The sequence below is a fragment of the Herbaspirillum huttiense genome (assembly GCF_004367745.1).
GTDB lineage: Bacteria > Pseudomonadota > Gammaproteobacteria > Burkholderiales > Burkholderiaceae_D > Herbaspirillum > Herbaspirillum huttiense.
Genome location: NZ_CP037993.1, coordinates 5,533,333 through 5,556,723 on the forward strand (window position 1 = coordinate 5,533,333; position 23,391 = coordinate 5,556,723).

Annotated in this window: 15 protein-coding genes; 5 read left to right on the forward strand and 10 right to left on the reverse strand. The window is 60.2% G+C overall.

Going from position 1 to position 23,391, the window contains the following annotated elements; all coding sequences use genetic code 11:
- Positions 1-7: 7 nt before the first annotated feature.
- The 6 genes from E2K99_RS24715 to E2K99_RS24740 form a co-directional block, all read right to left on the reverse strand.
- Positions 8-892, reverse strand: coding sequence for a hypothetical protein (locus E2K99_RS24715; RefSeq protein ID WP_134223915.1), 885 nt, complete (start codon positions 890-892; stop codon positions 8-10).
- An 84-nt stretch (positions 893-976) separates the two neighbouring features.
- Positions 977-1,867: a hypothetical protein gene (locus tag E2K99_RS24720; protein ID WP_240733815.1), complete on the reverse strand. Its 891-nt coding sequence runs from the start codon at positions 1,865-1,867 to the stop codon at positions 977-979.
- Positions 1,864-3,309 carry a hypothetical protein gene (locus tag E2K99_RS25640; protein WP_166675111.1) on the reverse strand — a complete coding sequence of 482 codons (1,446 nt, stop codon included), beginning with the start codon at positions 3,307-3,309 and terminating at the stop codon, positions 1,864-1,866. Before E2K99_RS25640 ends, E2K99_RS24720 begins: the two co-directional genes overlap by 4 nt.
- A 138-nt stretch (positions 3,310-3,447) precedes the next feature.
- Entirely contained in the window at positions 3,448-4,026 is a 579-nt protein-coding gene (locus E2K99_RS24730; protein ID WP_134223916.1) for a hypothetical protein, read from the reverse strand.
- Positions 4,027-4,168: 142 nt separating this feature from the next.
- Positions 4,169-4,738 carry an Imm42 family immunity protein gene (locus E2K99_RS24735; RefSeq protein WP_134223917.1) on the reverse strand — a complete coding sequence of 190 codons (570 nt, stop codon included), beginning with the start codon at positions 4,736-4,738 and terminating at the stop codon, positions 4,169-4,171.
- A complete protein-coding gene (locus E2K99_RS24740; RefSeq protein WP_134223918.1) occupies positions 4,739-14,005 on the reverse strand; it encodes a two-partner secretion domain-containing protein in 9,267 nt (3,088 codons plus the stop codon). It abuts the gene before it with no gap.
- Positions 14,006-14,204: 199 nt separating this feature from the next.
- Between E2K99_RS24740 and E2K99_RS24745 the strand changes: the two genes are divergently transcribed.
- Entirely contained in the window at positions 14,205-15,911 is a 1,707-nt protein-coding gene (locus E2K99_RS24745) for a ShlB/FhaC/HecB family hemolysin secretion/activation protein (protein ID WP_166675112.1), read from the forward strand.
- 42 nt (positions 15,912-15,953) lie between these two features.
- Here E2K99_RS24745 and E2K99_RS25645 read toward each other — a convergent pair whose 3' ends face one another.
- A complete protein-coding gene (locus E2K99_RS25645) occupies positions 15,954-16,109 on the reverse strand; it encodes a hypothetical protein (RefSeq protein ID WP_166675113.1) in 156 nt (51 codons plus the stop codon).
- A 309-nt stretch (positions 16,110-16,418) separates the two neighbouring features.
- On the opposite strand from E2K99_RS25645, the gene E2K99_RS24750 reads away from it, so the two are divergent.
- On the forward strand, positions 16,419-17,393 hold the full coding sequence (locus tag E2K99_RS24750) for an NAD(P)H-dependent flavin oxidoreductase (protein ID WP_134223919.1): 975 nt from the start codon (positions 16,419-16,421) through the stop codon (positions 17,391-17,393).
- A gap of 388 nt (positions 17,394-17,781) precedes the next feature.
- Positions 17,782-18,051, forward strand: coding sequence for a hypothetical protein (locus tag E2K99_RS24755; protein WP_034339950.1), 270 nt, complete (start codon positions 17,782-17,784; stop codon positions 18,049-18,051).
- Between the two features lie 52 nt (positions 18,052-18,103).
- Here the strand turns inward: E2K99_RS24755 and E2K99_RS24760 are convergent, their stop codons facing one another.
- Positions 18,104-18,799: an alpha/beta fold hydrolase gene (locus E2K99_RS24760; protein ID WP_134223920.1), complete on the reverse strand. Its 696-nt coding sequence runs from the start codon at positions 18,797-18,799 to the stop codon at positions 18,104-18,106.
- A gap of 48 nt (positions 18,800-18,847) precedes the next feature.
- Positions 18,848-20,008, reverse strand: coding sequence for an MFS transporter (locus tag E2K99_RS24765; RefSeq protein WP_134223921.1), 1,161 nt, complete (start codon positions 20,006-20,008; stop codon positions 18,848-18,850).
- 266 nt (positions 20,009-20,274) lie between these two features.
- Here E2K99_RS24765 and E2K99_RS24770 point away from each other — a divergent pair, with 266 nt between their 5' ends.
- Positions 20,275-20,874, forward strand: a complete 600-nt coding sequence (locus tag E2K99_RS24770) for an HD-GYP domain-containing protein (RefSeq protein WP_039790209.1) — start codon at positions 20,275-20,277, stop codon at positions 20,872-20,874.
- Between the two features lie 71 nt (positions 20,875-20,945).
- Positions 20,946-22,181: a YbfB/YjiJ family MFS transporter gene (locus E2K99_RS24775; protein WP_134223922.1), complete on the forward strand. Its 1,236-nt coding sequence runs from the start codon at positions 20,946-20,948 to the stop codon at positions 22,179-22,181.
- A 57-nt stretch (positions 22,182-22,238) separates the two neighbouring features.
- Here E2K99_RS24775 and hisC read toward each other — a convergent pair whose 3' ends face one another.
- A complete protein-coding gene (hisC, locus tag E2K99_RS24780) occupies positions 22,239-23,321 on the reverse strand; it encodes a histidinol-phosphate transaminase (RefSeq protein WP_134223923.1) in 1,083 nt (360 codons plus the stop codon).
- Between the last annotated feature and the right edge of the window lie 70 nt (positions 23,322-23,391).

Below are 23,391 nucleotides of genomic sequence, written 5' to 3' on the forward strand. Positions count from 1 at the left end.
TGGGGCGTTAGTGGCTCGTCACCAGATGCTCTGGAAATCTGTAGTCATCAGGGATATCTGGCCAAGCAAATCTTTTATCGAAAATGCTGACCTTATGCGCATCAGCCTTGATATCTCCGAATAACTCCGATATCGATCGGGCATGAGTTCCAACATCCTTGAGGGCCAGGTAAGCGGCCAAATGGTCACTCTTGTGAGTAGCAATACGGTGGACCTCTACGCTGAGCAAGAGCTGGTCAAGATATCGCTCCAGACGATCACCCAGGGAGGAGTTGTAGTCAATACGCCATTCGAAATGATCATCTTCATCCTTCGCTTTATCCATTTCTTCTCGCGTGTCGCCTATGCTTTCAGCCAATTCGATGAACGTCTTCCTGATTGCGTCGATTCGATCCTTTCCCATCACTACAATTTCTCCTGTCGCGCCTTTCGATAGCATCAGTCCGTCGCGACCCGCAGTGTCATCAGGACCCTTCACGCGCTTGATTGTGTCAGCTCCGGCCGCCAACAAATACTGAGGTATCTGATATCCCTCCGGGATAGAGGGCCAGAAAAATCTTTTATCTCCGTACAGAACCTTATCGACATCGTTCATGATCTCTTCGAAAACATCCTGCAATGTAAGCGCATGCAACCCAGCTCGCATCAGCGCGCAATAGGCAGTCAAGTCATCACCGGAGAGCCTTGCTCTATTAGAAAACTCAAACAAAGAAGTCAGCGCTTGCAAGTTCTTACAGAACTCCAAGCTTAAGGATGCGTCGTGATTAATTGACCAGTGGCATCGTCCGTGCTCGTCTACCTCGGACATGATCTCTTCTTTAGTCAAACCTACGGATTGAACCAGCGACAAAAAGGTCGTCTGGACGACGTCTAAATTTATGACGGTGTTCATTTTTCTTGTGAGCAATTCAGAACTGAACGATAGCCACAGATGCTCTTTTTCAGTTGAAAAAATACGCGGAGAAAATCCTGCCTATCAAGAATGGGGTGACAAACCAAAATGTTTAGGAAGTTCGTAGCCGTCTGGTATGCAAGGCCACGAAAATCTTTTATCAAGAACAGCGACCCTATCAACCTCGTCCTTAATGTTTAGAAAAAAACCGGAAACGTTCTGAGCATGGATTCCGCAATAAAGGAGCGCTATGTACGCCGCCAACTGATCGTTCTGCTGGATCGCGATCCGATGAGCTTCAAGGAAGAGAAGAAGTTCATCAAGATCTACCTCCAGCTGCGCTCCCAGGCAGCGCCGATAGTCAATACACCATTCGAAATGATTATTCTCATCCATACTTTCATTCATTTCCTTTCTCGATACACCGATGCTTTCGGCCGATTCAATAAATGTCTTACGAATGACATCGACGCTATCTTTTTTCACCACCTCAATTTTTCCTCCTGAGCTTTCCCAGAACATCAGTACGTCGTGATCGGCCGCACTGCCAAAATCCGCCATACACTTCAATTTTTCCTTGGCGGCCACCAGCAATGGCTGGGGAATCTTGTATCCCTCGGGCACAGATGGCCAAGAGAACCTCAGATCCCTGTACATCACTTTATCAATAGCGTCCTCAATACCACCGAACACATCCGAGAGCGTCCGGGCCAGATCGCCAGCGCAGGTGATCATGAATAAGGCCGCCAATCGATCGTGTTCGTCAAGAGCACGTCGATACATTTGAAAATAGTGAATTAGGTTCGACAGTTCAATTTTCAGCTTCTCGCTCAGCGAAAAATCGTAGTTGAGATACACGATCGATCTTTCATTTCCACCATTGTCATCATTTATTTCCATCCGCAGCAGTTGCCGATTTTTGGACAAGTCCTGAAATACTTCTTTAATCAAATCCATTCTGCGTATATCTATCATCTCAGTCTTCTCCTTTGCGCTTTTGCAGCATTCGTCTTAACCTCGTTGCGTGTCCCATCCAAATTAAGAACAGATTTAAAGTTTCCGTGCTTATCGAATACTTCAAGATGATCTTTGTGACGGCCATCCAAATATAGCTGGTCACCTTTTTTAATCTGCGTTCCAATTTTCCGTTCAGCGACATAGACCGTTTGGCCATCATAAATAGTAGGCCTCTTGTCTGTGTTCGCTCGTACCTGCTCTCCAAAATCAGAGCCTTTAAAAAACTGGTCCATGTTGGCTACCGGTTTCACGCTAGGAACGTATGGCTTCTTGGCATGACTTATCGCCACATTCCCCGAACTGATCAACCCTGAACTTGCCCCCGCAGGCCCGACATCCGCCCACATCTGCTGCAGTTGCAAAGCCAGCTGATCCAGAAAACCAGCCCTCTCCCCCAGCGCCGCCAGATTGGGAAATTGCCGGTCCATATCCAAGGTCTGTTCGACAATCAGCGCCTTGACGTACGCTTTCTGATCCCCCGTCTTCGCGAAGTACAGCGCATGAGCAAGATCACTGAGCGCAGCCTGCCCCGAGCTCATCACCGCCTCGCAGGCATAGGGAGTCGCCGCTGCTCCGCTGCACCCCTTCTCCAACTGCTCCGTAAACAATTTTCTTTGCTTCGCAGCGTCTTCCTTCAGCTCGGCAAAGCACGCCCCCTGCGATGCGTCGCAAGCCCTGATCTTGTTCAGGAATTGTTTGGAGTAGCTCACCCCCAAGGCATTGTTTTCTGCCTCCAGCTGGGCGGCGAGCGTAGCCGTTGGATTGGCTTTGCTTCCGGCAACCGTCGCAATCCCCGCCACGATGCTGGTCACCAGATTCGTGCGCGACTCCTTCTCCTGACTGCCCGGCCGTTCCGCAGACTGCAGCAGCGCATTGATGACAGTACCGGCCGATGCGCCCAGCGCACCGGCACCACACGCTGCCTCCTTGGCCATGGCACCGGCGCATCCCAGGATGCCCTGCAAGGCGGATCGAGCGGTCTCACTCTGCAGGTCGTCAGCGATCCTCTTGACCTGTTCAGCGCCCAGCCCTTGCAGATAATTGACTGCCGCCGCCTGGATGAACTGCGATGAAGATGCACTCAGATTGCCTGTCACTGCACCTGCAATGGCCGTCGCATACCGACGATACGTACCGCCCGAAGACCACTTTTCGGCATCGAGATACTGCTCCGTCAGGCCCCGCAGCCTGGCTTCGTCGCGTTGTTCCAGCGGCTTGCTCCGCTCCTCCGCTAGCGCATCATCCAACTTGCGCTTGGCCTCATCCGCCTCCTTCGCCCGGTTGTTCAGGAAGCTCCCCAACTCCCGCGTAAACGCTCCCGCAATGGCCGTCCGATTCTCGATCTCCTCCTTGTCGAAGATCGGCTTGAGCGCATTGCTTCCCTCCTTGCTGCTGCTCACCTCCCGATTCACCGAAGCCACCGTCTGCTCTGCCGTCTTGCCCGTCAGCGCCTGCTGCTGCTTCTCATCGGTGATTTTGATGACGCCGCTGCTGACAATCCCCTTGGCTCGCTTCCAGGATAGTGAAGAGCAAGAACGCTATGCGTTAGGAAACAGTGAAAAATCTTCAGAACTTAAGAAGGTATAGATCGCAGCCATAACGCTTCCCTTTGGTAGCACACGTTTCATAACTGTTAGTCCACGATCACCAGAAATCATTACGACTTCCCTTTTCCCCCTTGAATATAGGAAAAATCTCCAGCCGATTTCACGCAGCTTTGGTCCCATAAGAATTTCCTGACCAAATGGAGGGTCTACTCGTCGCTCCTCTATAAGGTCATTAAACGTCTGCATAAACTCTCTTATTTTTTCGCTGCCCTCTCTCTGCCAATGATCAGGAACTATCGGATCCTCGAAACTCAGATAGCCGTGTTCATGGAGCGAACGCAGAAACTGCTCCTGAGGTTTCCCATATTTCGGAATTTCCGATAACTTATTAATTCCAGCAAGCGTCTTCTTTAGGTCCGAGGCTATAGAAATGAGTTCAGATTCGGCGTCAACGTCATCCAACAATAGCGCCCCCGCCACGAAAACATTAAACGGCCCATAAATACTTCTTGGCGTAGTTCTTACTACGTCGTACCACAGGGCAAAATATCGAGAATTTCCTGCCAACATTCGAATCCCTCGTCATTCAAACTAGAAAAAATATAGTGTTCAGCACACTTTCGCTCGGGCGGATGCGTGCGCTCGTTCTAGAACAAACGATTAGCAAGTGAAATCGCTCGCTTCTCGATCATTCAATAGATCCGTTGCACTCTCATAGGAAAATTTTCTTCATCGCCTTAGAATATTTGCGGATAACATTTTCTACCTCGCCCTCGTTCATTACCGCGCTGAAAACCTTTTTCCCTCGGTCCTTGGAGTAAATCAGTATTTCCGCACCCGGGCTCTGAAAAAGGAAGAAGTGCCATCCAGCGTCCCCAATATCTGAATACATCGAAAGCTCTAATCCAAAAGGGGGGCTTCTTCTTCTTTCGTCAACGATATCAACATAGAGGTCTGTCAGCTGCCCCATTTTTCCACCATCATCTCTCCACCAAAAGCTTGGAAATTCTGGATCTGTGGCCGGAAAATAGCCTCGGCTCTGCGTGGCGGTAACGAATAGCTCTTCGGCGTCATAGCCACTCGGGACCTGCGTAACCGTTTGCTGCCCATCGAAAGATCGATCCAAATCTGCGGCAATCATGTTCAAGGTAAAACTATCTTCGGTCCTCCTGAAGACTGTCTTTCCATTGATAAAGATGTTAAATGGACCGAAGCAAAAACCATTCGACTCCGAATGAATGTCATACCAAAATGCAAAGGTCGATGTATCGCCGATGATCATTTATTTCACTCCTAGCTTTCTTAAGTCGCGAGACAGGCCCGACTGTCGTAACTCATCTATCGTCAACGGGACCTTCTTGTCTGCAGTACTGCCACTCCAGTGATAAGTACCCGTATTATCGTCAAAGAATCGATGGATGTTCCCCTCCTTATCGAGCGTCAACCTTGTTCCTTTGTTGCTCGTTTCTATTGATGAATTAAATAGGTCAAGCGAATTTTGAGGTTCAATTCCAGCCTTTTTGTAATTGCCTGCACTACCAGTTGTATGTTTAGAATTAGACTTGTAGCGCAACCCATTCCGCGCGATAACTATTTCTGGTACCGGAAGCGCACTGCCGCCTTTCGTTGGGGACTTTATAGCCAGAATCCGCTCTCGAAGCGAATTCAACGTGACGACAGCACCCGCAGGATTATCAATCGTCGACGCTAACTCAACGAGCATGCGTTCTGTCAGAGATGCATTGGCCCCAAGCGCTTCCAATCTCGGATACTGGGCAATCAAATCATTCTCTTGCTCGGCCAGCTTTTGCCTGACGTATTCCTTTTGTTCTCCCGTCTTCGCATACAGCATTGCCAGGCCGATGTAGGGATAAGCGCTCTGCCCTGTCCGGATCATGTCTTGGCAACTTAAGAGAGATGCCGTACTACTGGCGCACGCATTGTCCAACCTTGCATTGAAAGACCGCCGATCTCGTTCGGTCTTCTCCTTCAGTTCATCGAAGCAACTTTCGCTGGATGAAGCAGAACAGCTACGCATACCCGTCAGGAATTGATTGACGCGTGTACCCAATGCGTTCTGCTCAGTCTCCAATTGAGCAGAGACTACGGAAGCAGGAACATCTTCCCGTCCCGATAACTTTGCGATGCCAGCCACAATGCTGGCGACCAGATTCTTCCGCACCTCCTTTTCTTCACTACTGAGACTGTCAGTCGAACCTAACAAGTTATTGAGCACAGTCCCGGCCGACGCCCCCAGCGCACCCGATCCGCAACTAGCATCTTTAGCCACAGCGCCCGCACACCCGACAATCCCATGCAGTGCTGCGCGTGCTGCATCGTTATCCAGGCTATCGGCAATCTTTTTGACCTGCGCTGCACCCACTCCCTGCAAATAGTTGACAGTGGCTGCCTGCATGACTTGAGCCGAAGAACCGCTGAGTTTTCCGGACAGTGCCGCCGCGATGGAAGTGATGAGCAGTCGATTGCCACTACCAGGGGACCACTGATCCGCAGCGAAGTATTGGTCGGTCAGACTACGTAATTTCGCTTCATTTCTCTGCTCCTCCGGCTTTGCACGCTCGTCGGCAATGGCTTCATCCAACTTGCGCTTGGCCTCATCCGCCTCCTTCGCCCGGTTGTTCAGGAAGCTCCCCAACTCCCGCGTAAAGGCCCCCGCAATGGCCGTCCGATTCTCGATCTCCTCCTTGTCGAAGATCGGCTTGAGCGCATTGCTTCCCTCCTTGCTGCTGCTCACCTCCCGATTCACCGAAGCCACCGTCTGCTCTGCCGTCTTGCCCGTCAGCGCCTGCTGCTGCTTCTCATCGGTGATCCTGATGACGCCGCCGCTGATTCCGCTGCGGGTCGTGCTTGTTGCAGTTTCACTGGCACCAACGACCAGCGGTGGCAGCGCAGACAGACCGCCATCCTTGCCCGTGCTGTAGCCGCCACTGATGCCGACGCTCTGCGCTTCATAACTCGCGCGATTCTCGATATCACTCCGGGTCAGTGTTTTGGTAGTTACCCGGTTCTTGTTCTCTGCCACGGCCTGCTCGCTGCTGGCGATCACGGCCCCCTTCAGATCCGTATTGCCGCGCACATTGACCTGGAAGCCCCCCTCACCGGCCTTGACCCCTGACTGCTCGATGACGCTGGCATAGTCACTGTTGACCTTCGACTGGCTGTAGCTGGCGCTGCCGCCCATCTTCCCCATGCCCACCGAGACACTGCCGCCCAGGCTTTGCTGGCGGCTCTGGTAAGTGCTGGTGTCCTGCTGGCTGGCGATATTGAGGTTGCCCTTGCCGTTGGTGCCCACGTCAAGTTCCACCTGCCGGGCCCGCAAGACCGCACCGCTGATGGTCGTATCGCCGCCCGAGGCGACACTGAGCTTGTTACCTGCATCGACGTGAGAATTGACCTGCCTGACCTCTTCGCCATCGCCTTTGCCGCGATTGCCGGAGGCGCTTGCCGTGAAGAGCAAGCCGTCAGTCCCAATGGAGAAACCGACCGATCCCGACGCACCGCTGTTGCGGCTGTGTTGCGCCGATGTCTCCTGCGCTGCCATCAGCCGGACCTCATTGGCGGCCTTCAGCGTACCGTCCACGCCCGCCTTGATGTCACTGCCCTGGACGAGGATGTTGCCGTCACCCCCCTCGCCATTGGCAGTGATGGCGACGCTTCCGCCTGCCGATACGCTTGAACCGCGCACCGTCTTGTGGGTCTGCTCCGATCTGCCTTGGCTGCTGCTCGCGCCCAGGCTGAAGGCCAGGTTGATGCCGCCGGCCTTGTCGGCGGCATTGGCATCGCGGGCCGGCGTCTTCCCGGTGGCGGGATCCGTCGGTCCCGTCGCAATCTGATTCGGCTTGTCATTGATCGTCTTGCCCTGGCCCGCGATGACGGCGTCCGCCGCATTGGATGCCGCCAATCCTGCTGTCGCTGCGGCCAGGGCTTGCGTGCGCCGGTCCCTTGTCTTGCTGGCTGCCTCCGCCATCTGCTGCACCGTCTGCACCGCCGACAACACAGGACTGGTTACCGCCACCGTCACCCCTTGCTGGCGGAACTTGTCCTCGGTCACGGTGTGGCTGCTCTGCTGGGCAGCAAGAATGCTGACCGTCCGGGCCACGATGTCGATATCGCCACCCGGTGCCAGCACATCACTGCCCACCTGCGTATAGCGATTGCCCGCCACGATGCTGACATCGCCTGCCACGCTCCCTACCGTGGAAGCAGAGGCCGTCTGTGACTGCCCATCCACATCACGGCTCTGCATGCGGCTGCCCACCGTCACGCCGATGCCCGCCCCCATCACGCCACTGGTGGTCTCCTGCCGGAAGTTGCGCTGGCTGCTGCTCTCGCTTGCGGCAACAATGTTCACGTCATGGCCAGCCACAATGGTCGTGCCCTGCGTCGAAACGATCTGGCTACCTTTGACATTCATATCGTTGCCCGAGCGCACCAGCACCGTCTCGCCGGAGAAGGTACTGCCGGCCTCGCGGCTGGTGCTGCTGGCGTCATCGGTGCGCACTGTCCTGGCCGTCAGGATCCCGCTGCTGCTGCGCTGCCCCTGATCACGTGCGCTGGCCGAGACGTTGGCGGTGCCGATGTGGATGTCACGCCCGGCCTCGACTTGCAGCGCGTTCTCCGCCACCACCTGCGCGCCCTTGCTCGTCACATCCTGACCCGCCTGGATGCGGATGCTGTTGCCGCTGACCTGTGTGGCGACCTCCTTGCTGCCGGTCACCACAGCGCGATTGATGCCGACCTCGCTGGTGCCGTGTGCACCATTGGCACGGTCCACCAGATTCGGACCGGTCAGCCTGCTGACCCAGTTGCTGCCGCCCTTGTCATCGGCCCAACGGATCTCCTGCCGGAAATATTCCTGCACGACACCAAGACGCACATCCCGGCCCGCCGCCAACACGGCGTCACCCGAGGCGGCAATGACGGCCGCATCGGCCTGCAGGTCGCGGCCAGCAAGCAGCACCACGTCCTTGCCACTCACGCTGGCCACCTGATCGATATTGCGTCCCGTGGTGATGGCATTGGCAGTCGTGACGCTGGTACTGCGAAGCACGACATCCCGGCCCGCACTCAGCACCAGCTTGTCGTTGGCATCGATGACGCCGCCGGCATTCTCGATATCGCTCTGCGCCAGGAGGCGGACCGAGCCGCCCTCGATGCGCCCGCCGAGATTGCGGACGTTGTCCGCGCGCAGCGTCACCCCCGTTCGTGCGGCGATGGTGCCGCCGCGATTGAGGATGTCCTGCACCGTCTGGAAGGCGACTTCATTGCCGGCGATCAGGGTCTGGCGACCACTCACCCGCAGGCTCGACGGCTGCAGATAGACCTGCGGCACCAGCACTTCCTGCTCACGGCCATCGGCCAGCGTCACCCTCCGCTGTACCAGCCAGACGATGTCCGTTTTAAGCTGGGCGATCTGTGCTTCGGAGAGTGCGATACCCAACGCATAGCGCTGGACCTGCGCCTGCTGCAGCCCGGCTTGCATCAGCGCCAGGTATTGCGCCTCGTTGTTGCTGAAGCCGTTCAGATAGCGCTGGCCGGTGGCTTCCTGGATCTGCCGCTGGATCAGCTGTTGTTCGTAGAAGCCATCGCCGAAACGCTGGTACCCCGGCGCAGGCCCGAAGCGGTCCTGATACGCACGCACCAAGAAGTCGGACGACAACCAGTTGCGCTGGCCGATGAACCGCGGATCGGTCCGCACCAGGGGTGCGGCCACGCTGCTCTGATTGACCTGGTACAAGGCATTGGCCGGCAGGCTCACGTCGACGGCGGGAGCACGCAGGTCAGCCGTCTTGCCCGCATCCGGCAGCGCTTGGGCGGGAACGGTGGCGGGTGTGCGAGGAGTACGCTCGCGCGTGCTGCCTGCCTCGTGCGTGGCGCTCACATCAAGTGGGAATTGTGTTTCTATCGTTTGAGAGGCGTAGGGTGCGCTCTCATAACGACGCTCATCGGCCTTGAGCCAATGTTTCCTGATGAAGGTCTTCTCTGCCGTGCCGGTGGAGGTGACCGTCTGCCTGCCCATGGGGCCGGTGTTGTTGATGGCCGTGCCATTGATGGCATCTCCGGCCAGCAGGCCACCGGCGATGAACTGGCTGGCGTAGTTGTTGACCACACCGGCGGCCAGGGTCATCGCACCACCGGAGGTGATCATGCCGGGGGCGCTGCGGGTCACGGTGGTGCGCTGGATCTGCTCGGTGCCGTCGTAGATGATCCACTGGCCGTGCAAGCGCCGCTGGTAGTCTTTCCGAAAGGCTTGCAGGGCTTCATCGAGCTCCACATAGGATTTTACGAAGGCGGTGCGTGCCTCCTTCCATGCCTGCCAGGCCAACAAGGTCCGATACTGTTCCTGCAGATGTTCAGAGAGATCCTTGGCCTCGGGAAAAGTCCAATACAGAGGCTTTTTCGGTTCAGGTGCCAATGGGGCCGGTCTCGCGATACCGAAGCGCTCCCAGATAGGGTCCTCCGGCGTATAGAAAAATACTTCCGGCACCTCGGGAACGCTGCCACTCTCAGTCCAGGTCTCGGGCTCGGGTTTTTGATAGGCGGCATGCTTGTAGTCAGAGGCCGCTCCGAATTTTTCGAAGGGATACTTCGCTGAAGCAAGCAGCAATCGGAAATTGTCTTCATCGCCCATCGCACGCCAGTTCTCGGGGGCGATGATCTGGCCATTGTCTTTATGGATGATCCTGGCTTCGTCAGAGGAAATGAAGTCCGGTGAGCCATCCAGCCGATAGCGGATGACCCTGCGTCCCGGCTTGCTCTCTTCGGCGATCTCGAAATGCGCATTCCGGTTGTTGATCGCATCGGCAGCAATGGTGAGTGCACCATCAGCATTGACGGTCGCGCTGGTGTTGTTGACCTCGCGAGCACGTCCGGTCGCGCGATGGTCGCTGCCGATGGCACCGCCAATGGACATGTCGCCGACTGAATACAGCAGCGCCTGCTCGCTGTTGTAGAGCAAGCCGGTGCCGATATCCAGACGCTCACGTGCCGCGATGACGGGCGCCCTTTGTACGCCATCGATGATTTCTGGTGCGTTGTGCAGCACATCTGCAGCAAGCGCGACGCGGTCACCGTAGATGCGCCCGGCACCGAGGTTGTAGAGCGTGCCAGCCTGAATGCGCGTGGTGACGCCATCGACCAGGCCGCGGTTGATGAAGTCCTGGCTCGCACCGGCAGACAGCGAGACATCGCCGCCCAGTATCGAAGCACCCGCATGATTCTGGAATCCCGTGGCAGTCACGCGCAACGCTGCACCTGCGGCCAGCGTGCCGTAGTTGCTGAAGCGGCCGCCGGTGCGCAGATCGAGATCGCCACCGGCAACGGTTTCCCCGTACTGCTCCAGATCGGTGGCCACATCGATACGCAGATTCCTGTGACTCAACAGCAAGCCCTTGCCGATCAGGGAGTGCGATGTGAGACTGAGGTCGCCGCCTGCGAGGATGCGTCCGCCCTCGTTGTCGATCACCAGCCTGGGGGTGCTGGCCAGGTCATTGACTGACAGCGTGCCTTGCGAAGACAGGAGTCCGCCGCGATTGTCCACGCTGTCGCTGGCGGCGATCTGCAATGACTGGCCGGTGCGGATGGCACCGTTGTTGTTGTAGAGCGCGCCCGTGGTAACACTTACGCTGCGGCCTTCGATGCCCTGATCCTTGCCCTGGGTGTCGTCGTTGCGCAGGCTCTGGCTCTGCAGCGTTATGTCTTCGTCGGAACGCATCAGGCCACGGCGGTTATCCATGTCGCCTGCTGACACCTCCACTCGCATCGCGCCCTTCGACTGCAACTGCCCGCCGCGATTGTCCACGCTGCCGGCCTCGATGCGCAGCCCACCACCAGTGGCGATATCGCCACCCTGATTGTCGAGGGTGCTCACTTGAAGACGGGCTTCGCCACCTGCCACCACAACACCCGCGCCATTGCCCAGCGCGCCGGCCTTGATGTGCAGAGCCGTGCCGGCACGCACACCTTGATCCTTGCCCGAATGCTGGTTGTACAGTGCCTGGCCGTGGGTATCGAGGTCGAGGCTCTTGAGGGCCTGCAACAATCCGCCCTCATTGTTGACTTCACCGCTGGAGAGCGTCAGCTTGCCCCGGGCAGCGATACTGCCGGCACGATTGTCGAGCTCTGCGCTCTCTGCCTTCAGGTCTTGCCGCGCAAAGAGTACGCCGCGCTGATTGTTGAAACGCCGGTTGCGCGCATCAATCACCACCTCGCCGCCGCCCAGCGTGCCGTCGCTGTTGTCGATGCCAGTGGCCGTGATCTCCAGCCGGGTGTCGGCGAGGATCTTTCCTTGGTTACGGGTCTTTCCGTCTGTCGTCAGTTCGAGAGAACTCTCGGCCGAACGGATCCTGCCCCGGTTCTCCAGCGTGGCCGCATTGACGGTGAGCGTATCGTTGGCGCCGATCTCTCCGGTGTTGCTCAAGCCCTGCTGCAGCGAGAGCTTCATGGTGCCCTCGGCGGTGAACGTCCCGCTGTTGTTCAGGGCCGCCGCCTTCAATGAGACGGATGTCTTGGCCTCAACAGTACCGCTGTTGGTGATGCTTTCTCGTGTTTGTATGTCGACACTCTTGGCCAGCGAATAGAGTGCTCCGCCATTGACCAGAGAGGCCGTCCGGAAATCCACCGTGCCGTCTGCGCCAATCTTGCCGCTGTTGAGTGCAGCACCACCGATACGCATCAGCAAGCTACCGTGCGAGAACAGCTTGCCGCTGTTGTCCAGTGCATCGGCATCGATCTGGAGGGTGCTGCCGGCACCGACGTTTTTTTCGTTGGTGAATTTGCCGGTCACTTTCAGGGCGAGCAATTGGACTGCACTGAGCGTGCCGCGATTGTCGAGGGTAGCAGCCTTGAAGTCGGCACCGGCCCTGCTACCCATGGTGCCAGCATTGGTGAGGGCGGCGCTTGCGCTGGCGTTGAGTGCCGCTTCCCCGATGAAGCGCCCCTGGTTTTCAATCGCTACCGCCTCGGCATCGAGTGTCCGTTTTGCTTCGATGCTGCCGCTGTTGAAGAGCCGTCCTGCTACCTGCAACTGGACCGATTCCCGTGCGGAATAAATATCTCCCCGATTGGTCAGGGTCGTGGCGCGTAGCTCAAGCCGGGCATTGCTGCCGATCTTGCCGCTGTTGTCCAGCATGTTGCGCATACGCAGTGCGAGCGTGGCGGGGGTGAGCACGCTGCCGGTGTTCTCCAGCGTGACCGCAGCAAGCGTAACGCCGGTATCCCCTAGCAGGCTGCCTGCATTGCGTATCGAACCACTACTCTGCACGCGGGTGTCGCCTGTGCTCCCGATGCGTCCCGTGCCGGTGTTCTCCAGTGTCCCGACTTCAAGGAGGGTGCTGTCCCTGGCGCCCAAGCTACCCTGGTTGATGAGCGCTCCGGTGGTGCGTATCTGGAGCTGCCGGCTGGCGTCAAGCGTGCCGGCATTGTCCAGTGCAGTGGCGTGGATGCGCAGCGTGCTTTCGGAGCCCATCGTGCCGCTGCCGGCGTTGCTCACCGCTCCGGCGGCAGCGATCACGGTGTCGCCCCGTGCGGCCAGCGTCCCGGTGTTTTCCAAGCGGCCGGCTGCCGTCACGACCAGCTGTCCTTCAGTGGCCGTGAGCGTGCCGCCGTTGTGCACGCCTACGCCGTGTTCGGTAGCACTCAAGTAGATGTGGCCGGCATACATGCCGCCGAGCGCTGCCACATCGATGGCGCGCACCGGCGCACCATCGGTGGCGCTCTGGTCCGGCGTGACCTGCGCGTGATCAGCACTGACCGTATTGAGCCCGGTGGTGAGCCGGATCTGTTTGGCCCGCAGCTCCGCATGTACGCGCACTGCACGGGCGATGACGTCGGCATACGCGGTGTCATTGGCTTGCAGGCCCAGCCCCTCAAAGCTGATCACGCCGCTGTTGACGCGATAGCTTTCCAGATTGCCCTGCCGGATGACGGGCGTGCCGGTGGTCATGGTGGCGCGTTGGGCGTTGATGAAACCGCAGCCCGCGCAGGTGATGCCGGCAGGGTTGGCGATGATCACCTGCGCCGGGTTGCCTGCCACCTCGATGAAGCCGCGCAGGTAGCTGGGGTCCGTTGCGTTGACCTGGTTGACGATGACCTGCGCGCCACCTGCGGGCATCCACGGATTGCCGGCGATGTAGCCGGCCAGTTCGGACTTGCTGGAGCCACCCGCGTTGTTGAGGATGACTCCCCGTCCATCCACATCGAAGCGCCGGTAGCTGTTGACCGAAAGCCCCTTGGCGTTGGGCTGCCGGATGTTCACCACGGGCACGCCGTTGGCGGCCTTGAGCACCATCGGCTGCTCTTCGCGCGGCGCGTTGCGGTCTACCAGGATCTGCGCATGTGCCACGCTTTGCCACGTCAGTGCCAGGGCCAAGACCAGCGTGCAGAACTTCCACGATGCCGGTGCCACCACACCGGCAGCCCCGCATGCCATCGGTGACCTCTGGCCGCTGGTGGTCGAGGCGGTTTCCGCGACCGCCATCAGCATGCCGCGATGACGGTTGAAGACCAACTGATAGCACTGACGGTTCATGGATCGCCCCTTTTGCGAGATCGACCCGGACCGGATGCCTCATCGATTCGAGGCGCAGTCTATTTTTTTAGAGCGGATTAAAAAATCAGAAAAGTCTGATTTATGTGCAGACGATAAAAAGAGAAATTGCGATCTCCCAAATTGTTGAGTGATCGCGACACGCGTGCCCGGTGTTGTTTTGCTCGCTGACCATTTCCTTATGAATCGCTACCGCCTCCTTTCTCCGCTGCTGCTCGGCGCGCTCTCCCTCCCGCTCTACAGCGCAGCACAATCTCCCGGCATCCAGCAAGAACAACTGCAGCGCGAACGAGAGCGCGTCTTGCGCGAGACCCTGGAGCAAGCGCCCGATGTGCTCACGCTGGGCCTGCCCCCTCCCGCTTCCACGTCGTTGGACTACCCCGAGGACGAACAAGCTTGCAGCCGCATCGACACGATCATCATGGAAGGAGATTCTGCGGAGCGCTTCCGGCCCGCCTTGGGCACGGTGATGAAGGCGGCAGAGGATGGTGGTGCCACCGGCCGCTGCCTGGGCAGCGAGGGTCTGCAGATCCTGCTGGCGCGCGTGCAGGCCGACATCATCGCGCGCGGCTACACCACCACGCGCGTGCTGGCACAGCCGCAGGACCTTTCGGCTGGCAGGCTGGTACTGACAGTGATACCGGGCAGGCTGCGCAAGGTGCGCATGGCCGAGGGTGCCGATGAGCGGGGCAATACGTTTTCGGCACTGCCCTTGGCGGAGGGAGATCTGCTCGACTTGCGCGCCATCGAGCAGGGATTGGAAAACCTCAGGCGCGTGCCGACTGCGGAGGCTGACATCGAGATCACGCCCTCGGAAGAACCCGACGCGCAAGCCGGCGACAGCGATCTGGTAGTGCAATACCGGCAGGCCTTTCCGATCCGCTTCTCGGCCTCGCTGGACGATGGCGGTGCGCGCACCACTGGCCGCTATCAGGCAGGCGTGACGGTGGCCTATGACAACTGGTGGACGCTCAATGATCTCTTTTACGCCAGTCTCACGCGCAGCCTGGGGCGCTATGGGGATCGCGGCAGCCGCAGCCATACCGTGCATTATTCGCTGCCCTTCGGCTACTGGCTGCTCTCGGCGACGCTCTCGGGCAGCCGTTATCACCAGACGGTGGAGGGCGCCTTTGAACCGGTGGTCTACAGCGGCCATGCCGAAACGAGCGAAGTCAAACTGTCGCGCCTCCTGCGACGCGATGCCACCAGCAAGAGCCATGTCGCTGCCCGGCTGTTGCTGCGCAAGTCCTTCAATTTCGTCGACCAGATCCCGCTGGCGCCGCAACAGCGCAGGATGACGGCATGGGAATGGAGCTTGAATCACCGCCACTTCGTCGGCCCGGCCGTGGCCGAGATCAACCTGAGCTATCGCCGTGCACTGGACCGGCAAGGCCGTGCGCCCGAGAGCGAACTCGACCTGCCGCAGATCACCACGCGCTATGGACTGTGGCTGGCGGACGCAGCGATCAATGCGCCCTTCACGCTGGGCGCAGCACGCTTACGTTACAACGCAACGGCGCGCGCCCAATGGAACCGGGGCAAGCTGCCGGCGCAGGATCAGTTCGCCATCGGCGGACGCTATACCGTGCGTGGCTTTGATGGCGACATGAACTTGCAGGCCGAGCGCGGCTGGCTGCTGCGCAATGAGTTGTCCTGGAGGATGGGAGAAGGCGGGCAGGAAGTGTACGCCGGCGTCGATACCGGCGCGGTAGCGGGACCACTGACGCAAAGCCTGAGCGGGCGCCGCTTGAGCGGTGCCGTTTTGGGCTGGCGTGGCAACGTGGACAAGCTCGGCATGGAGCTCTTCATCGCTGCGCCACTGACCAGGCCACAGGGATTCCCCACCGGTACGCTGACCGGCGGGTTCAGCCTGCAATGGTCGTATTGAATGAAAAGAATGCCGCGCAGGATGGCGGGCAAGCGCCGCGCTTCACTGCTGGCGATAACGCCGCAGGCCGCGCACCGGCAGCTTGTCCGATTCGATGAGCGCCTTTTTCAGTGCACGCTTGTGCAGCAGCGCGCCCCCAATCAGTGCGACGGCGGCCAGGACGATGATGAGGACATTGACGAGATCAAAGTGTTGCATGATTCCCCCCTACGGCTAATAACGATAGATACATGGAACGCGGGCATGGCCCTTCCGGCTGAGCCGGTCCGCAAGACGCCCCCGGTAGCGCCCTGCGTGGCCTGTTTTTATTGCAGGCTTGTGGAAAACATAGCACGCATGAAGGGAAGACAGTAAATCATATAAATAATTTCCCGAATATTTCACCTTCGCGCAACAAAAAGCACGACCGTTATATTTTGTCGCTTTTTGTCCTATAATCGCCGGACAAAAGCGGCATGGGGTCCAGCCCTGTTGCCTTGAGATAATGACAACCCAAGAGAGACGACCATGCCACCAGCCCCTGCTTACCCCAAAGCATTGCAAGATCTGCGCCTGCCCATCATCTGCTCGCCCATGTTCATCGCCAGCGGCCCGGCCCTGGTGGCAGCCCAGTGCAAGGCCGGGCTGGTCGGATCGTTTCCTGCCCTCAATGCGCGCCCGGCCGAGCTGCTCGACACCTGGCTGACCCAGCTGCAGGAAGAGCTTGCCCAATGGCAAGCGGAACATCCGCAACGCAAGGCGGGACCGATCGCGGTCAACCAGATCGTGCACCAGTCCAACGACCGCCTGGCCCAGGACGTGGCCACCTGCGTGAAGCACCAGGTGCCCATCATCATCTCCAGCCTGCGCGCACCGCCCAAGGAGATGCTGGATGCCGTGCACAGCTATGGCGGCATCGTGCTGCATGACGTGATCTCGCTGCGCCATGCCGAGAAGGCCCTGGAAGCCGGTGTCGATGGCCTGATCCTGGTGGCCGCCGGTGCGGGTGGCCATGCAGGTACGCTCTCGCCCTTCGCGCTGGTGGGTGAAGTGCGCAAGATGTTCAAGGGACCGCTGGCCCTGTCCGGCTCCATCGCCACGGGCGATGCGGTGCTGGCAGCGCAGGCCATGGGCGCGGACTTTGCCTACATGGGCTCGCGCTGGCTGGCCACGCGTGAATCCAATGTCGACGACGCCTACCGCCAGGCCATCGTGGAGTCGACCGCCGCCGATGTGGTCTACACCAACCTCTTCACCGGCGTGCACGGCAACTACCTGAAGAAGTCCATCGTCAATGCCGGCCTCGATCCGGACAACCTGCCCGAAGCCGACAAGACCAAGATGAACTTCGGTTCCGGCGGCGGCAGCAAGGCCAAGGCATGGCGCGATATCTGGGGCGCAGGCCAAGGCGTGGGACTGATGGAAGATGTGCCGACCGTGGCCGAGATGGTGGATAGGCTGGAAGAGGAATATCGCGCCGCGCGTGCGCGACTGTCGCTGTGAGGCGACGCTTTTGCAGTAACGGATGAGCTTCACGCCATCATGAGCGGTGTGAAAAAATAAGTAAAAGGCGGACCGCTACCCGGGTCCGCCTTTTTTTTCATGTGCGGCCATTCGCAGCAGATGGGGAACGCAGCCAGTCCTGGCGCGTCCAAGCGGGCATCTGCTCTTCTCTTTCCGCGCCTTGTGCGCCGGCTTGTACGAATTGTCTGTCGGACAAAATCTTATTTTTCATCTCACTTTGTAACTCGCGGCACTTCTGTTATGAGGCCCGGTCGTACTTGTTCGCTTCATGCAGATGCAAGGCGTGATGATGCGCTGTGGCCACTCTCACACGGCATCGCCCTGCGGCAAAAGAAGAGTCAACCATTCAATTGCGAGGACCACCACCATGACCAGCTTCCTGAGAACCAGAAAAGACCGTCACCCCAAACATGACAAGCCGCGCCTGCCGCATGAGCATGACCAGCATGCGGACCGCCAGGACGCCGCCAACAGCGGCCATGCCGTCGAGCGCCCCGAGATTCGCCAGGCATATGACGATATCCGCAAGGGCCAGGTCGATACCGACCTGCGCGGCACGGGCGGACTGGATGAAGTGAACAAACGGCCCGGCAGCCGCTCTGCCGAAGCGCCCCGCAAGGAGCGCGACGAGGGCTGAAGCCCCCTTCAGGTCCTGCCGCGCCGGTCCCGGACTGGCCGACGCGCAGGCTTCACAGACCGGATTGCACGATCCAGTCAGAGATGATCCCGAACAATTCCTGCGGCTTTTCCATCGGCGTCATGTGACCGCAGTCGCCGATGATCTCCAGGCGCGAGTGCGGTATCTGGCGCGCCATCTCTTCCGATTCCTCCACACTGCGCAGCTTGTCTTCGTCACTGCTGACGATGAGTACCGGGCATTGCAGCCGTTGCAGATCCTCGGCGTTGCTGTCGCGCAGGGTCTGCAACTGCCGCAGGAATACGTCCTTGCCATTGGCCAGGGCCATGGCCTGCAGCCGGTCCAGCAGGCCGCGATCGGTGCTGCGCGCCGGGTGCAGCGAAGAGGCCAGTGCGCGCGATGTCAGTCCCTTGAAGGGGGTGCGCTGGGCCAGCTCGATCTGCGCCAGTGTGCCCGCCGATTCGCGCTCGGTCTGCGGGCGCGATGAGGTATTGAGCAAACCCAGGCCCAGCACGCGTTCCGGTGCCTTGAGCGCAATGGCTTGCGCCACGAAGCCGCCCATCGAAAATCCGAACAGCACGAAGCGCTCCGGCGCCTGGCGCAGCACGGCGTCGGCCATGGCCTGGATGCCGATATCCTGGCCGAGGTCGCCGAAGGTCAGTGCACCCAGCGTGGATAGATCGGCCTGCATGTCATCCCACAGGTGGGCATTGAGCATGAAGCCCGGCAGCAGGACCAGATTGCGCATCGTATTTTTTCCTTGCATCAGAGGTAGTAGAAGTGAAAAGCGGAGGCCTTACTGCAGCCACTGCGCGCGGCGGCTGGACCCGGCCATGGCCAGGCACAAGACGCCCAGCAAGGCCAGTGCAGCCTGCAATCCCCAGCCATGGGCGAGGAAGCCGAACACCGGCGGGCCGATCAGGCTGCCGCTGTAGCCCAGCGTGGCCACCGCCGCCAGGGCGCTGGAACCATGCCGTCCGGCAGCGCTGAAGACGAACGGGAAGACCGCGGCCACGCCGGTCCCGGCAATGGCAAAGCCAAGAATGGCCAGCGTCATGCCGGGTGCCGCCACGGCCAGGGCGATGCCCAAGCTCGCGATGAGCGTGCCGACCCACACCACGCGGCGCGCGTCATAGCGTGCCTTGAGACGGTCGCCGATCATGCGCATGATGAGCATCATCCCGGCGAAGGCAGCATAGGCCAAGGGCGTGGCACCATCGCTGGCACCGATATGATCCTTCATGTAGATACCGCTCCAGTCGGCCACCGAACCTTCGACGATGGCGCCGCAGAAGGCGATCACGCCCAGCACCACCAGATGTCCGTGCGGTAGCGCGAAGAGCTTGCGTGCGGGATCGTGCTCGGGGCGGTCATCGGGCAGCGCTTCATAGCAGGCGTAGAGCGGATAGAGGAACAGCGCGGCCACCAGCAGGAAGTGCCAGATCGGTGCGATGCCCATGCCCGCCACGGCACTGGCGGCGAGCGCACCGGAGAAGGTGCCCACGCAGAACCAGCCGTGCAGCATGGACATGATGGGTCGGCCGGCGTCGCGTTCGGCCTGGGCGCCCAGCGCATTGATGGCGACGTCGAAGCAGCTGGACGCCGCACCATAGAGCGTGCAGATCAGCATGAGAGAGGCCACGTTCGGCGCCAGTCCCAGCAAGGGCAGCGACACCAGCAGGGCCAGCCCCGCGTAGAGCGTGCTGTGGCGCGCGCCGTAATGGCCGGTGATCCAGGCGGCCAGCGGGAAGGAGCCGACCGCGCCGATGCCGCCACACAGCAGCACCAGCGCCAGCGTGGCCGCATCGAGCTGCAGATGGTCCCGGATGGCGGGAATGCGGGCCGCCCAGGTGGAAAACACCACGCCCAGCAACAGGAAGAAGAGCGGGATGGCAAACTTGCGCCAGATCAGGCGCAGGGCAGAAGACGGGCGGGAAGTGGACAGCTTTGTTGTCATCGATCAGTCAGGAATGTAAACTGCGCAGAATCATTTCTTTCCTGAAATGAGTTTCAATATTGCAGACCGCTATTATCCGACAACCGGGAAAACGCATGCACATGCGTCGTCGGACCAGCGGGTCGGGGCTTCCCCAAGAGGGGCTCATTCAGAGAAAAGGAACCGGCAAAGGTTCACGGCAGGTGCATCGCCTGTCACCCTCCATCGAGCAACACCTCTGAGCGACCGTGCACGCTGCCAGCGGCTGCAATCACGCAGGGACAGGAATGCCAGTTTCAGAACCGAACAAGATCTACCAAGAAGTCATCGATGCATTGATCGCCCTGCATCGGCTCACTGACGGCTATACGCCCAATCACGAAGACCAGACCGCCGAGCTGGCGGTGATGATCGGCCGTCATCTGGCCCTGCCGGCCGAGCGCATCGACGTGCTGCACATGGCCGCCCAAGTGCACGACATCGGCAAAGCCAGAATACCGCTCGATTTGCTGACCAAACCCGGCCGCATTACCGCTGACGAATACGGCGTGCTCAAGACCCACGTGCAGTTCGGTTACGAGATCTTGAACAAGATCAGCTTCCCCTTCAACCTTGCCGAGATCGTCTGGTGCCATCACGAGTACCTTGATGGCAGCGGCTATCCGCGCGGCATCGGCGGCGATGCGCTGCCGCTGGAGGCGCGCATCCTGACCGTGGCTGACATCGTCGAGTCGATGTCGGCCGACCGGCCTTACCGCAAATCGCTGGGCATGGCAGTCGCCCTGGAAGAAATCCAGCGCCAGAGCGGGTCTCGCCTCGATCCCGTGGTAGTGGATGCCTGTCTGCATGTGGTGCAGCAACACAACTGGCGGCCGGTCACCAACTAGGGCAGCGGTTTGACCGCTTCGGCTACACTGGCACCCCACACCACAACAAGACCGCCAGGAGACGCCATTCCATGCCCCCGCACGCCGCGCATGCGCCCTCGCCTTTCATCCTGCGCCATCCCATCCTGACCGCCCTGGCCCTGTCGCTGGGCACGGCCGTGGCGCTGGGGGTGGCGCGTTTCTCCTATGCCCTGCTGCTGGCACCCATGCGCAGCGACCTCGGCTGGCCTTACCTCATCGCCGGCGGCATGAATACCGGCAATGCCTTGGGCTATCTGCTGGGCGCGCTGCTGACGCCGCGCCTGATGCGCCGCTATCAGGCGCACCGCGTGCTGATAGCGGGCGCCTTTGCCACCGCCCTGCTGTCCTTCCTGCCGGCGCTGACCACGGACACGCTGCTGCAATTGCTGCTGCGGATAGTAACGGGTGTGACCAGTGCGCTCATCTTCGTCTCGGGCGGATTGCTGGTGAGCCGGCTGGCGGCCTTGCATGCGCAGCGCGCCGGCCTGCTGCTGGGCTTGTATTACGGCGGTACCGGCATCGGCATCGTGGCCGCCTCGCTGCTGGTGCCACCGGTAATGGAGGCCGCAGCCGCCCGGGGTGCGCCCCATCCGTGGCAATGGGCGTGGATCCTGCTGGGTGCGCTGGCGCTGGTGGCCAGCCTGGTCATGACGCTGCCCGCGCGGCTGATGCCGACCTCCCCGGCGCAGGCGGCAGGAGGCGGGGCCTGGCGTCCGCGCAGTTTGTTGTTCGGGCTGACCGGTTATTTATTCTTCGGTCTCGGGTACATCGGCTACATGACCTTCGTCATCGCCTTGCTGAAGGAAGAAGGGATGGCACCGGCGCGCATCACGCTGTTCTTTGCGCTGCTGGGCGCGGCGACCTTTGCGTCTTCACGCATCTGGGCGCGCATGCTGGACCGCTTCCGGGGCGGACAATCGCTGGCCATCCTCAACGGCCTGCTGTGCCTGGCCACGCTGCTGCCGGCCACGACGGCCGCGCCGGTGGCAGTGTTTGCCTCAGGGCTGCTGTTTGGCGGCTGCTTCCTGTCGGCCGTGGCGTCGACCACGGCCATGGTGCGTCACAACCTCCCGCCCTCGGACTGGCCAGCCGGCATCAGCGCCTTCACCATCATCTTTGCCGTGGGGCAGATCATCGGCCCGTCCATCGTCGGATGGATCGCCGATGGTGCCGGCGGCCTGCAACGCGGCTTGACGTTTTCTGCACTGATGCTGCTGGCGGGGGCGCTGGTGGCGTGGCGGCAAAGGCCGCTGGGCGAGGGCGAGGGACGCACCGCAGGCGTCTGACGTTTTCTGCACATCGGGCCGCGCGGCCAACACCGGCGCGGCCCGCAGAGGGGATACTTACTGCTGGCCGAGATGGCGGCGCAATGCCTCCACCAAGGTGCCGCAATCCTCATCGGTGCCGATGGTGATGCGCAGGAACTGCTTGATGCGCTCGCTCTTGAAGTGGCGCACGATGATGCCGTCGCTGCGCAAGGCAGCGGCCAGCTCGGCGGCATCGCGCTGCGGATGGCGGGCGAAGACGAAGTTGGCCGCCGAGGGCAGGACCTCGAAGCCGAGTGCTTCCAGCTGCGTCACCAGTGCGGTGCGGCTGGCGATGACCATGTCGCAGGTCTTGCGGAAATAGTCCTCGTCCTCGATGGCGGCGGTGGCACCGGCGATGGCGGGGCGGTCCAGCGGATAGGAGTTGAAGCTGTTCTTGACGCGTTCCAGCGCATCGATCAGGTCGGCATGGCCGATTGCGAAACCGACCCGCATGCCGGCCAGTGCGCGCGACTTGGAGAAGGTCTGCACCACCAGCAGGTTGGGATAGCGCTGCACCAGCGGGATGGCGCTCTCGCCGCCGAAATCGATATAAGCCTCATCGACCACCACCACGCGCTCCGGGTTGCCCTGCAGGATGCGCTCCACTTCGTCCAGTCCCAGCAGGCAGCCGGTCGGCGCATTGGGATTGGGGAAGATGATGCCGCCGATGGCATCGCCATGGCCGAGGTAATCCTCGGTGCGCAGGGTGAAATCCTCGGCCAGCGGCACGGCGCGATAGTCGACCTGGTACAGGCCGGCATAGGTCGGATAGAAGCTGTAGGTGATGTCCGGGAACAGGATGGGCTTGCCATGTTGCAGCAGGGCCTGGAAGGCGTGCGCCAGCACTTCGTCGGAGCCGTTGCCCACGAACACCTCGCGCGCGCTGATGCCGTCGGCGGCATGGCGGCGGGCGATGGCCAGCTTCAGGGGTTCGGCGTCGGGATTGGGATACAGGCGCAGGTTGTCGCTGACCTCGCGGGCGATGGCCTGCAGGGCCAGCGGCGACGGGCCATACGGGCTCTCGTTGGTATTGAGCTTGACCAAGCGCGCGATCTTGGGTTGTTCGCCGGGGGTGTAGGGCGTCAGGCGGCTGACGATGGGACTCCAGAACTTGCTCATGAGAAATCAGCCCGGACCGGGCCACACAGAATTGAGGGAAAGCGCAGATGGTAGCAAACTTGCCGCCACC